Annotated in this window: 10 protein-coding genes; 1 reads left to right on the top strand and 9 read right to left on the bottom strand. The window is 71.2% G+C overall.

Annotation, left to right across the window (positions count from 1 at the left end):
* Nucleotides 1–5: 5 nt before the first annotated feature.
* The 5 genes from ACFZB3_RS40190 to betA all read right to left on the bottom strand — a co-directional run bounded on the left by ACFZB3_RS40190 (nucleotide 6) and on the right by betA (nucleotide 7,214).
* Nucleotides 6–1,979 carry an ABC transporter permease subunit gene (locus ACFZB3_RS40190; protein ID WP_391385889.1) on the bottom strand — a complete coding sequence of 658 codons (1,974 nt, stop codon included), beginning with the start codon at nucleotides 1,977–1,979 and terminating at the stop codon, nucleotides 6–8.
* Nucleotides 1,979–3,070, bottom strand: coding sequence for a betaine/proline/choline family ABC transporter ATP-binding protein (locus tag ACFZB3_RS40185; protein ID WP_391385886.1), 1,092 nt, complete (start codon nucleotides 3,068–3,070; stop codon nucleotides 1,979–1,981). Before ACFZB3_RS40185 ends, ACFZB3_RS40190 begins: the two co-directional genes overlap by 1 nt.
* Nucleotides 3,071–3,091: 21 nt before the next feature.
* Entirely contained in the window at nucleotides 3,092–4,561 is a 1,470-nt protein-coding gene (locus ACFZB3_RS40180; protein WP_391385883.1) for an aldehyde dehydrogenase family protein, read from the bottom strand.
* A 142-nt stretch (nucleotides 4,562–4,703) separates the two neighbouring features.
* Nucleotides 4,704–5,540, bottom strand: a complete 837-nt coding sequence (locus ACFZB3_RS40175; RefSeq protein ID WP_391385879.1) for a 5,10-methylenetetrahydrofolate reductase — start codon at nucleotides 5,538–5,540, stop codon at nucleotides 4,704–4,706.
* A gap of 3 nt (nucleotides 5,541–5,543) precedes the next feature.
* The gene (betA, locus tag ACFZB3_RS40170) at nucleotides 5,544–7,214 is read right to left on the bottom strand and encodes a choline dehydrogenase (RefSeq protein WP_391385876.1); all 1,671 of its coding nucleotides are present in this window, start codon (nucleotides 7,212–7,214) and stop codon (nucleotides 5,544–5,546) included.
* A 149-nt stretch (nucleotides 7,215–7,363) separates the two neighbouring features.
* Between betA and ACFZB3_RS40165 the strand changes: the two genes are divergently transcribed.
* A complete protein-coding gene (locus ACFZB3_RS40165) occupies nucleotides 7,364–8,161 on the top strand; it encodes an IclR family transcriptional regulator C-terminal domain-containing protein (protein ID WP_391385873.1) in 798 nt (265 codons plus the stop codon).
* A gap of 123 nt (nucleotides 8,162–8,284) precedes the next feature.
* Here ACFZB3_RS40165 and ACFZB3_RS40160 read toward each other — a convergent pair whose 3' ends face one another.
* The 4 genes from ACFZB3_RS40160 to ACFZB3_RS40145 form a co-directional block, all read right to left on the bottom strand.
* Nucleotides 8,285–9,418, bottom strand: a complete 1,134-nt coding sequence (locus ACFZB3_RS40160; RefSeq protein ID WP_391385870.1) for an SRPBCC family protein — start codon at nucleotides 9,416–9,418, stop codon at nucleotides 8,285–8,287.
* Nucleotides 9,419–9,470: 52 nt separating this feature from the next.
* Nucleotides 9,471–10,634 carry an FAD-dependent oxidoreductase gene (locus ACFZB3_RS40155; RefSeq protein ID WP_391385867.1) on the bottom strand — a complete coding sequence of 388 codons (1,164 nt, stop codon included), beginning with the start codon at nucleotides 10,632–10,634 and terminating at the stop codon, nucleotides 9,471–9,473.
* On the bottom strand, nucleotides 10,631–10,993 hold the full coding sequence (locus ACFZB3_RS40150; RefSeq protein WP_361302361.1) for a bifunctional 3-phenylpropionate/cinnamic acid dioxygenase ferredoxin subunit: 363 nt from the start codon (nucleotides 10,991–10,993) through the stop codon (nucleotides 10,631–10,633). Before ACFZB3_RS40150 ends, ACFZB3_RS40155 begins: the two co-directional genes overlap by 4 nt.
* 261 nt (nucleotides 10,994–11,254) lie before the next feature.
* Nucleotides 11,255–12,343: an S-(hydroxymethyl)mycothiol dehydrogenase gene (locus ACFZB3_RS40145; protein ID WP_391385864.1), complete on the bottom strand. Its 1,089-nt coding sequence runs from the start codon at nucleotides 12,341–12,343 to the stop codon at nucleotides 11,255–11,257.
* Nucleotides 12,344–12,566 lie beyond the last annotated feature (223 nt).

Raw genomic sequence — 12,566 nt, 5'->3', positions numbered from 1 at the left:
GCTCCTTATGCCCTGGTGCGTCGTGCCGCAGCCTGAGTGATCCGGTCGAACATGACTCCGAGCAGTACGATGGCGAGCCCTGCCGCCAGCCCCTTGCCGTACAGCTCGCCCTGCGAGAAACCGGCCACGACGTCGTAGCCGAGGGCGCCGGCCCCTACCAGGCCGCCCACCACAACCATCGACAGCACGTAGATCAGGCCCTGGTTGGTCGCGAGGGTCAGGGCGCTGCGTGCCATCGGCAGCTGGACCTTGGTGATGATCTGCCAGGTGTTGCACCCGGCCGAGGTGGCCGCCTCCACGGTGGGCGCGGAGACGTTCCGCACCCCGTCCGCGATGATCTTGACGGCGACGGGTGCCGCGTAGACGACCGCCGCGATGATCGCCGTGAAGCGGGTGGCGCCGAAGAGCGCCAGGAACGGCACCAGGTAGACGAACGGCGGCATGACCTGTGCCGCGTCCAGGGTGGGCCGGATCAGCCGGTCCACCAGCATGCTGCGGCCCATCCACACGCCGAAGACGACGCCGACCAGCATCACCAGCACGGTGGCCACGGCGGTCGAGGCGAGGGTGGTCATGCTGTCCGACCAGAGTCCGGTGCCGACCAGCAGCCCGACACACACGCCCGCCGTGACGCCGGCCCGCCAGCCGCCGAGGACCGCGCCGAGCGCGACCAGGACGGCGCCGACCAGCCACCACGGGGAGTCGGTGAGCAGGGTCTGGAAGGGGTTGAGCAGGCCGTTGGTGAGGGCGTCCCGCAGGGCGTTGGTGAGGCCGGAGAGATGGTCCTGCATCCAGGTGGTCGCGGTGTCGGCGGCGCTGGCGATGTGGCTGCCGGCGGTGCCGTCGCCGGGGAACTCGGCCGCCCAGACGTAGGTGTGGGAGAGGTAGACCAGGACGACGGCGGCGACTCCACCGGCTCCGAGCAGCGGGCGGCGCCACCTGAGGAACCGCCCGTCCGTGCGGCGGGTCTCGGTGCGGGCGGCCGCCGCGGTGGTGACCCGGTCGAGCACGATCGCCATGACGACGATGGCGAGGCCGGCGTTGAACGCGGTGCCGACGTCCAGCGACTGGAGGGCCTGGACGACGGTCTTGCCGAGGCCGGGCGCGTCGATCAGGGCGGCGATGGTGACCATGGCCAGGGCGGCCATGATGGTCTGGTTGACGCCCATGACGACCGTGCGCTTCGACATCGGCAGCAGCACCTTCACCAGTTGCTGGGTGCGGGTGGTGCCGAGCGAGTCGGCCGCCTCGACGGTCGTCTCGGGGACGGAGCGGATCGCGTGCGCGGTGATGCGGATGGCGGGCGGGGCCGCGTAGATCACCGTGGTGATCACCGCGGAGGCGCCGCCGATCAGGAAGATCAGGGTCAGCGGGGCGAGGTAGACGAAGGTCGGCATCGTCTGCATGAAGTCCAGGAAGGGCGTCATGATCCGGTTGAACCGGTCGGAGAGCCCCGCCCACACGCCGAGCGGGATGCCGATGAGCAGCGCCACCAGGACCGCCGACAGGGTCAGCGCCAGGGTGTCCATGCTCTCCTGCCACAGGCCCTGGAGCCCGAAGAAGGTGAAGCCGGCGACGGCCAGCAGGGCGACCCGCCAGTTGCCCACGGCCCAGGAGACGTAGCCGGCGATGCCGACGACGCCGAGCCAGCCGATCTGCGGGACCGGGCGGCCGTCGCTCGGCTGGGAGATCAGCGACTGGACGAAGGTGACCAGGTTGTCGATGGCCAGCCGGATCTCGTTGAAGAAGTAGAGGAAGACCGGGTTGGAGTTGCGGTTGGCGCCGATGCTGTCGTTGACGTCGTTCAGCCAGCGGTGCAGGCCGGTGAGGTCGGCGGCGGCCAGGGTCAGGGTCTGCCGGCCGCGCAGGGCGGCGAAGAGCACCAGCCAGGCGACCAGGATCGCGGCCACCACCATCGGGCGGCTGACCTTCTTGCGCAGCGTCGCGACCGGCGCGGTCGCGTCGGCGACGGCGGCCATCAGGCGCCGCCCTCCTGCCCGGCGACGACCGCGAGGATCTCCTCGTCGCCGACGATGCCGAGCAGCTTGCCGTTCTCGACGACCTTGACCGGCTTCTCGGCCGCGAGCACCGCCCGGGTCGCCTCGCGGACCACGACGTCCGGGCCCAGCTCCGGTCCGTCCAGGGCGTCGTCGGGCTCGGCGGGCCGCATGATCCAGCGCAGGGTCAGGACGTCGCCGCGCGGTACGTCCTTGACGAAGTCCCGTACGTAGTCGTCCGCCGGGGCGCCGACGAGTTCGTCGCCGGTTCCGCACTGGACCGTCTTGCCGTCCCGCATGATCAGGATGCGGTCGCCGAGCTTGAGCGCCTCGGAGAGGTCGTGGGTGATGAAGACCATGGTCTTGCCGACCTCGTGGTGCAGGCGGATGACCTCGCTCTGCATGTCGCGGCGGATCAGCGGGTCGAGCGCGGAGAACGGCTCGTCGAAGAGGAGGACGTCCGGGTCACCGGCCAGCGCCCTGGCCAGGCCGACGCGTTGCTGCATGCCGCCGGAGAGCTGGTCGGGGTAGGAGTTCTCGTAGCCGGCGAGGCCCACGAGTTCGACGGTCTCCATCGCGCGTTTCACGCGTTCGGCCTTGCCCATGCCCCGGATCTCCAGGCCGAACGCCACGTTGTCGACGACCTTGCGGTGCGGCAGCAGGCCGAAGTGCTGGAAGACCATGGAGAACTTGCTGCGCCGCAGCTCGCGCAGCCGCCGGGCGTCGGCGTCCCGGATGTCCTCGCCCTCGAAGACGATCTCGCCTGCGGTGGGTTCGATCAGCCGGGTCAGACATCGCACCAGGGTGGACTTGCCGGACCCGGACAGGCCCATGACGACGAAGACCTCGCCGGGCGACACCTCGAAGCTGACGTCCCGGACGGCGGCGGTGCAGCCGGTGCGGTCCATCAGCTCGCGGCGGGTGAGCCCGCACAGTTCCTCGGAGCCGGGCACCTCGTCGGCCTTCGGCCCGAACACCTTCCACAGCCGGCGCACGGAGATGACCGGGGTGCGGTCCCGGGGTTCCTCGGACGTGTCGCGCAGCTGCGACGCCTCGGTCTGGGCTGGGGGCATGGTGGGGACCTCTCTTCGGCGTCAGCCGCGGAACCAGTGCTGCGGCCGGGGTTGGATGTTCTGCCAGACGTGCTTGGGCTCTCGGTACTCGTCCAGGCCGGTCGGTCCCAGCTCGCGGCCTACGCCCGAGTGCCCGAAACCACCCCATTCCGCCTGCGGCACATAGGGGTGGTAGTCGTTGATCCACACGGTGCCGTGGCGCAGCCTGCGGGCGACCCGCTGGGCCTTGCCCGCGTCCTGCGTCCAGACGGCTCCGGCGAGGCCGTACTCCGTGTCGTTGGCGATGCGGACGGCGTCGTCCTCGTCCCGGAAGCGCTCGACGGTGAGCACGGGCCCGAAGGACTCCTCGTGCACCACGCGCATGTCCTGCGTGCACTCGTCGAGGACGGTCGGCGGGTAGTAGAAGCCGTTCGCCAGTGCGGGGTCGTCGGGGCGGCTGCCGCCGCAGCGCAGTACGGCGCCCTCGGCGATGCCGGCGGCGACGTACGCCTCGACCTTCTCGCGGTGCTGTGCGGAGACCAGCGCGCCGGTGTCGGCCTCGGGGTCGAAGGGGCCGCCCAGGCGGATCAGCCGGGCGCGGCGCACGACCTCGTCGACGAAGGCGTCGTGGACCGAGTCCTCGACGATCAGCCGGGCGCCGGCCGAACAGACCTGCCCGGAGTGCAGGAAGACGGCGGTGAGCGCGAAGTCGACCGCGGTGTCGAAGTCCGCGTCGGCGAAGACCACGTTGGGGTTCTTGCCGCCCAGCTCCAGCGCGACCTTCTTCACGGTCGCCGCGGCGGTGGCCATGATCCGCCTGCCGGTCTCCAGGCCGCCGGTGAAGGACACCAGGTCGACGGCGGGGTCCTCGGAGAGCGCGGCGCCTGCCTCGGGTCCGGCGCCGAGCACGAGGTTGCCGACACCCGGCGGGAGTCCGGCCTCCTCCAGCGCCTTCAGCAGCAGGATCGCGGTGGAGGGGGTCAGCTCGCTGGGCTTGAGGACGAACGTGTTGCCCGCGACCAGGGCCGGTGCGACCTTCCAGCTGGCCTGCAGCAGCGGGTAGTTCCACGGGGTGATCAGTCCGCACACGCCGACCGGCTCGTAGACGACGCGGCTGACGGCGTCCGCACGTCCGGTGTCGATCACCCGGCCGGCGTCGGTGCCCGCGATGCCGCCGTAGTAGCGGAGGCAGGAGACGACGTCGGCGATGTCGTACTCGCTCTCCACCAGCCGCTTGCCGGTGTCCAGGGACTCGGCGCGGGCGAATTCCTTGGCGTCGCGCTCGATGATGTCGGCGGTGCGCAGCAGCAGGGCGCCGCGCTCGCGCTCGGGGGTGTGCGGCCAGGGGCCCTCGTCGAAGGCGCGCCGGGCCGCACCGATCGCCGCCTCCGTGTCGGGGCGCGTCGCCTCCGAGACCGTCGCGACGAGGGTGCCGTCCGCCGGACAGCGGATCTCGCGGTGACCGCCGGCCACCGCGGCGCGCCATTTACCATCCACATACAGATCTGCCACGGCCGCGCCCTTCGAGCCCGAATTCGTTGCGCATTGTGCATTGGATTGCTTTTGGTGGAACACCCTGACCGAATGTACGGACAGCCGTCAAGGGCTCCGCGTATCCCGATTCGGCCGCGAAAACGGCGCCCTCGGGGGTGGGTCAGCCGCCCAGCCGGTCCAGCAGCGCACGGCGCCACCGCTCCGTCTCGGCAACCTGGTTGAACGTGAACAGATGGAGGCCCGCCACACCCGCCGACGGCTCGGTGAACGCCGCCGCGCCCCGGGTGAGCAGTCGCTCCGGGTCGTAGCCGCCCGGTGTCGCGAAGCGCAGGAACCAGGAGGCGTGCCTGGTGAGGAAGCGGGTCGACTCCCCCACCCCGATCTTCGTCGCCATGGCCAGCAGCTTGGCCCGCTGGACGGGCCCGGCGACGCCGAGGTACACGGGCAGGGTGACGTCACGGCGCCGGATCCGGGCGAGCCAGTCGCCGAGCACGCGCGCGTCGAAGCAGAGGTTGCTGACGATGTAGGTGGCGTGCGCCCGCTTGTCCCACATCGCCTGGATGGTGAGGTCGTCGTGGATGAGCGGATGGCTCTCCGGATAGCCGGTGATCCCCGTCTCCGCGAAGGGTCTGCCCATCTCGGTGAGCCGGCGCAGCACCGGCAGAGCGCCGTCGTAGGGCCCGGCGGGCGGATCGGCGTCGCCCGCCGGGACGAAGAGGTCGTCGACGCCTGCCACGCGCAGCCGCTCGGTGACGTCCTTGAGGTGGGTGTCGTCCCGGACCAGCCGGGCGGGCACGTGCGGGACGACACGGTAGCCGTGCGCCGCGAGCCGCTCGGTGAGGGCGAGGGTCGGTTCCAGGCCCTTGACCGGTGACGCCGTGACGGTGACCACGACGTCCCGGGGCACGTGGGCGAGGACCTTCTCCTCGGTCGCCCTCGCCGGCAGCACCTCGTAGCGGACCCGGGCGAGCAGCGCCCGCAGCGCCTCGGCACCCATGGTCTACCCGGCCTGCTTCTGGGCGTCGCGGTGCCGGTAGTACACGGCCTCCGACGGCGGCAGCGGCTCCCTGCCGAGGATGAGGTCGGCCGCCTTCTCCGCGATCATCATCACCGGGGCGTAGATGTTGCCGTTGGTGACGTACGGCATCACCGAGGCGTCCACCACGCGCAGCCCTTCGACGCCGTGCACCCGCATGCTCGTCGGGTCGACGACGGACATCTCGTCGGTGCCCATCCTGCAGGTGCAGGACGGGTGCAGGGCGGTCTCGCCGTCCTTGGCGACCCAGGCGAGGATCTCCTCGTCCGTCGCCACGGACGGGCCGGGTGAGATCTCCCCGTCGTTGTAGGGGGCGAGCGCGGGCTGGTTGAGGAGGTTGCGGGCGACTCTGATCGCCTCGACCCACTCGCGGCGGTCCTGCTCGGTGGAGAGGTAGTTGAAGCGCAGCGCCGGGTGTTCGCGGGGATCCTTGCTCCTGATCTTCACCGAGCCGAGGGCGTCGGAGTACATGGGCCCGACGTGCACCTGGTAGCCGTGGCCGCCCGCGGGTACGGAGCCGTCGTAGCGGACCGCGATGGGCAGGAAGTGGAACATCAGGTTGGGGTAGTCCACGTCGTCGTTGCTGCGGGCGAAGCCGCCGGCCTCGAAGTGGTTCGTGGCGGCCGGGCCTTTGCGGAACAGCCACTGCAGGCCGATGAAGGGGGCCCGCCACTTCGCCAGGTACGGCTGGACGGAGACGGGCTGCTTGCAGGCGTACTGGATGTAGACCTCAAGGTGGTCCTGGAGGTTCTCGCCGACGCCCGGCAGGTCGTGGACGACGTCGATGCCGAGGGCGCTCAGCTCCTCCGCGTTGCCGACGCCGGAGAGCTGGAGCAGCTGCGGGGAGTTGATCGCGCCGCCGCAGAGGATGACCTCCTTGGCCCGGACCTCCTGGAGGGCGCCCTTGCCGCGCCGGTACTCGACGCCGACGGCCTTCTTGCCCTCGAAGAGGACGCGGGTGACCAGGGCGCGGGTCTTCACGGTGAGGTTGGGGCGCTTGCGGGCGGGCTTGAGGTACGCCTTGGACGCCGACAGGCGCCGGCCGCGGTGCACGTTGCGGTCGAACTTGGCGAAGCCCTCCTGCCGGTAGCCGTTGACGTCGTCGGTGGGCGCGTAGCCCGCCTCCTCGGTCGCCTTGAGGAAGGCGGAGAAGAGCGGGTTGGTGGCCGGGCCGCGCTCCAGGACCAGCGGGCCGTCGTGGCCGCGGAACTCGTCGTCCGGGTCGGCGGCCAGGCAGTTCTCCATCCGGCGGAAGTACGGCAGGCAGTGCGCGTAGTCCCAGCCGGCCATGCCGGGGTCGGCGGCCCAGCGCTCGTAGTCGAGCGGGTTGCCGCGCTGGAAGATCATGCCGTTGATGCTGCTGGAGCCGCCGAGCACCTTGCCGCGGGCGTGGTAGATGCGGCGGCCGCCCATCCGGGGCTCGGGCTCGGACTCGTACTTCCAGTCGTAGAAGCGGCTGCCGATGGGGTAGGTCAGCGCCGCCGGCATGTGGATGAACACGTCCCACGGGTAGTCGGGGCGGCCTGCCTCCAGGACGAGCACCCGGTTGCCGGGGTCCGCGGAGAGCCGGTTCGCCAGTGCGCTGCCGGCCGAGCCGCCGCCGACGATGACGAAGTCGTACTGCAAGGGAGCCATGGTGCCTCGTCTCGCTCGCGCCGTCGATTGCGCGGAATGCTAGTACGGGTATCGCTATACGCACCAGGTTGCGAACCACGCAACTTGTAAGATCTTTGTTCACATCGCGTTACTTGGAGGGTGTTGTTTACTGCGCGTATAGTTTCGCTATGAGCAACTTCAGTCCGGATACCGAAACGAACGGCTCATCTTCTGGTGGCGTGCAGTCCGTCGACCGCGCCATCAGCGTCCTGGAGATCCTGGCCCAGCGCGGCGAGGCGGGGGTGAGCGAGGTGGCCGCCGAGATCGATGTTCACAAGTCGACCGCGTTCCGGCTGCTCGGCGCCCTGGAGGCGCGCGGTCTCGTGGAGCAGTCGGGCGAGCGGGGCAAGTACTCGCTCGGTTTCGGCATCGTACGCCTCGCCGGGGCCGTGACGGGACGCATCGACGTCACCCAGCAGGGCCGGGCGGTGTGCGAGCGGCTGGCCGAGGAGATCGGCGAGACGGTCAACATCGCGGTGATGCAGGAGCACTACGCGATCAACCTCTACCAGGTGCGCGGCACGGCCGCCGTCACGGCGCACAACTGGGTCGGCCAGCTGACCCCGCTGCACGCCACCTCCAGCGGCAAGATCATGCTGGCCCACGTGCCGGCCCAGGAGCGCGCCGCGCTGATCGCGGAGGGCGGCCTGAAGAAGCTGACCCCGCACACCATCTCCTCGAAGGCGAAGCTGGAGAAGAACCTCGCCGACGCCCGGGAGCGCGGTTACGCCTGGACGCTGGAGGAGCTGGAGATCGGGCTGCACGCCATGGCGGCGCCGATCCGGGACCGGGACGGCGTGGTCATCGCCGCGATCAGCGCCTCCGGGCCCTCCTACCGGTTCACCGAGGAGCGCATGCACGAGCTGGCTCCGGTGCTGGTGAAGGGTGCGGAGGAGATCAGCCACCGGATGGGGTTCCTGGGCTGAACGCTCCGCTGGAAGCGCCGTGATCCGCCGGCTGCCGGCTGCGGCGGCGTCGTGGCCGGTCGCGCCCAGGCGGCGGAGCCGCAGATCGATACAGCCCCGCGCCCCTTCAGGGCGCGGGCGCCGTCACTCCGGCTGCTTGGTGCCGAGCCGCTCGTTGACCCAGTCGTGGAAGGCGCCGATGTGGTGCTCGCTGGGCACCAGCACCCCGCCCTTGGCGTACATCCGTGAGCTCATGCCGGGCTGGGTGCGCTCGCAGGCGTCGAAGTCCTGGCGGTTGACCCGGTCGAAGAGCTCCACGGACCGGCTGACGTCCTTGCCGCTCGCCACGACGTGCGGGAGGTAGAGCCAGTCGCACTCGACGATCGTGCGGTCGGCGGCCACCGGGTACATCCGGTGGAAGATCACGTGGTCCGGAACCAGGTTGATGAACACCTGCGGCTTGACGGTGATCGCGTAGTACCGCCGGTCCTGGTCCTCCGCGACACCCGGAATGCGGTCCAGCCCCTCGGAGCCGTCCACGGTGAAGCCCTGGACGTCCGCGCCGAACTCGGCGCCGTGCCCGACGTAGTACTGCGCCGCGTAGCCGTCGGCGAACTCGGGCAGCACCTCGGTGAGTTCGGGGTGGATGGTGGCGCAGTGGTAGCACTCCATGAAGTTCTCGATGATGAGCTTCCAGTTGGCCTTGACGTCGTAGACGATCCGCCTGCCGACCAAGAGGTCCTCGACGCCGTAGTGCTCGATCGACTCGACGTCGCCCAGCCGCTCGACCGCCGCCCCGATCACGTCCTCCTCGAAGGACGGCGGGTTCTCCGCGAGGCACACCCAGACATAGCCGAGCCATTCCCGCACGGCCACGCCGACCAGGCCGTACTCGGTGCGGCCGACGTCGGGCATCTTGGTGAGGTTGGGCGCGGCGACCAGCTTGCCGTCCAGGCCGTAGGTCCAGGCGTGGTACGGGCACTGGAAGGCGCGGGCGACCTCGCCGGTCTCCTCGGTGCAGAGCTTGGCGCCGCGGTGCCGGCAGACGTTGAAGTAGGCGCGGATCGAATGGTCCCGGGCCCGGGTCACGAGGATGCTCTCGCGGCCCACGTCGACGGTGCGGAAGGCACCGGGCTTCGGCAGGTCGGCCGCGCGGGCGACGCAGAACCACATCGTCTCGAAGATGCGCTCCTGCTCCTGGGCGAAGATCCCGGGATCGGTGTAGGCGGAGCCGGGGAGGGTGGCGATGAGGCTGTCCGGCAGGCTGGTCGAGGTCACGCTGCACTCCTCGGAGGACGTCGTGGATCGGTGGGGTGGCGTGGGCGCCGGGTCAGGACGCGGCGGTGCCGAACTGCTTGCGGGCACGGGTGAACAGCCGCGGCTGGTTCATCCCGAGCACGGCGACCTGCCGGCCCGCCCGCCGGTACACGGCGAGGAAGCTGCGGTCGTCGGTCGAGCCCTCCTCGACCGTCACGCTGTCGGCCCCGGCCGCGTGGCCGACGAACTGGATCTTCACGCCGTACTGGTCGGACCAGAAGTACGGCGGCCGGGGCGTCCCCGGTTCCCGCGCGCCGTGCGCGAGCAGCGTGGCGACGGCGGTGTCCGGCCGTTCCAGCGCACCGGTCCAGTGCTCGACCCTGCGGTGGTCGCCGGTGTGCGGGTCGTACCAGTTGGCGCAGTCGCCGACGGCGACCACCCCGGCCACGCTGGTGCGGCCGTCGGCGCCGCACTGCACGCCGTTGTCGAGCGCGATGCCGGAGCCCGCCAGCCAGTCGACGCAGGGGCGTGCCCCGACGCCGACGACGACGGTGTCGGCGGGCACGCTGCGGCCGTCCTCCAGCAGGACCGCGGCCACCTGGCGCTCGCCGCTCAGCCCCTTGACGCCCACCCCGCACAGCAGCCGGACCCCGTGGTCGGCATGGAGCGCGGAGACGACGGCGCCCATGGCCTCGCCGAGCGGTCCGGCCAGCGGGGTCGGCGCCGCCTCGATCACGGTGACGTCGAGGCCGAGGGCGTACGCGGTGGAGGCGACCTCGGCGCCGACGAACCCGCCGCCGATCACGACCAGGCGGCCGCCCTTCGCGAGGTCCGCCCGCAGCGCGCGGGCGTCGTCGAGGGTGCGCAGCGTGTGGACCCCGGTGAGGCCCTCGGTGCCGGGCAGGGTACGGGCGGCGGCGCCGGTCGCGATGACCAGGCCGTCGGCGCGGACCTCGCGGCCGTCGGCCAGCCGGACGGCCCGCGCGGTGCGGTCGAGCCCGGTGGCGCGGGTCCCCAGGAGCCACTCGGCGTGCAGTTCCTCGTCCTCGCGCTCCAGCGCCAGGTCGGCCTCGCCGAGGGTGCCGGCCAGGAACTCCTTGGACAACGGCGGCCTGTCGTAGGGGCGGTGGGGCTCGTCGCCGACGACGACCAGCCGGCCGTCGTACCCCCGCTGCCGCAGCGAGCGCGCGGCCGACAGTCCGGCCAGCGAGGCGCCCACCACGGCGACCGTCCTCACGCGGCGCCCCCGGCCAGACGGGCGCTGACGCACGGCGGCAGGTTGGGGGGTTCGGCGGACAGCCGGACGTAGACCGTGCCGTCCTCGACCACGACCTCGTGGGTGCGGACCGGGCGCTTGGCCGGGGGTGCGTCCACGGCGCCGGTGCGCAGGTCGAACTTGGAGGCGTGCAGGGGGCATTCGACCTCGCAGCCCTCCAGCCAGCCGTCGGCGAGCGAGGCGTCCTGGTGGGTGCAGGTGTCGTCGATGGCGAAGAGCTCCCCGTCGTCGGTGTGGAACACCGAGACGGGCGGTTCGATGTCGAGCCGGTGGGCCTCGCCTCGCGGCAGATCCGCGAGACGGCACGCGGGAATCATCATGACACCTCGGTGCGTATAGCGAAACGGATTGCGGTTAGCGCAACGCCAGTCTGCGGGCCGCCGCGAAGCGTTGTCAAGGAGTTCTGCCGCCGGTTTGCACGGCCTCCGACAGCGGTTCCACGGCCATGCCGAAGCACCCTCGAAAGCGTGCGTGAGCAGGGCGAACAGGCCCGCGCAGAGTGCGGCCACGGCCCTGCCCCGGTGCCGTGACCGGGGCAGGGCCGCTTCGTCCGCGGGGCGGTCAGAGACCGCGGCCGTCCGTCACAGGAGCACCACCGAGCGCAGGACGTCACCGTGGTGCATGCGCTCGAAGGCCTTCTCGACCTCGTCCAGGGCGATGGTCTCGGTGACGAAGGCGTCCAAGTCGAGGCGGCCCTGCAGGTACAGGTCGATCAGCATCGGGAAGTCGCGGGAGGGCAGGCAGTCGCCGTACCAGGACGACTTGAGGGCGCCGCCGCGGCCGAAGACGTCGAGGAGCGGCAGTTCCAGCTTCATGTCGGGGGTGGGTACGCCGACCAGGACGACGGTGCCGGCGAGGTCGCGGGCGTAGAAGGCCTGCCGGTAGGTCTCCGGGCGGCCGACCGCCTCGATGACGACGTCGGCGCCGAAGCCGCCGGTCAGCTCGCGGACCGCCTCGACCGCGTCGGTCTCCTTGGAGTTGACCGTGTGGGTGGCGCCGAGCCCGCGCGCGGTGTCCAGCTTGCGGTCGTCGATGTCCACGGCGATGACCCGCGCCGCGCCAGCCAGCTTCGCGCCGAGGACGGCGGCCGCGCCGACGCCTCCGCAGCCGATCACGGCGACGCTGTCGCCACGGCCGACGTTGCCGGTGTTGAGGGCGGCGCCGATGCCCGCCATCACGCCGCAGCCCAGCAGCCCGGCGGCCGCCGCGGACGCACGTCGGTCGACCTTGGTGCACTGCCCGGCCGCCACCAGCGTCTTCTCGGCGAAGGCGCCGATCCCCAGCGCCGGGGAGAGTTCCTGCCCGGTCGAGGCCAGGGTCATCCTCTGCTTGGCGTTGTGCGTGTTGAAGCAGTACCAGGGCCGGCCGCGCAGACAGGCCCGGCACTGGCCGCACACGGCACGCCAGTTGAGGATCACGAAGTCACCGGGCGCCACGTCGGTGACCCCGTCGCCGACCGTCTCGACGACGCCCGCCGCCTCGTGGCCGAGCAGGAACGGGAAGTCGTCGCTGATCCCGCCCTCGCGGTAGTGCAGATCGGTGTGGCAGACCCCGCAGGCCTCGATCCTGACCACCGCCTCGCCCGGGCCGGGGTCGGGCACGACGATGGTCTCCAGGCTGACAGGGGCGCCCTTGCTTCGCGCGACGACGGCACGGACCTGCTGGGACATGGCCACTCCTCGGCTGAAAGAGGTGGCGAGACGTTGCCCAATGCGGCACGCATCTCGTGTTTCGCAACACAGCATCGCGGAGGCCGAAGCGGGGGTCAAGGATCCGTCGGCGGCCCGGCACCGGCCGCGCCCAGGGGCTCCACGGCATGCGCAGAGGCCACGCAGGCACGCGGAGAGGCCATGCACAGGGGGCCGGCACCGCACCCGCAGGTATCATTTATTG

It is taken from the genome of Streptomyces sp. NPDC008092, from assembly GCF_042957285.1.
Taxonomy (GTDB): Bacteria; Actinomycetota; Actinomycetes; order Streptomycetales; family Streptomycetaceae; genus Streptomyces.
This window is presented reverse-complemented; position numbering and strand designations above follow the sequence as displayed.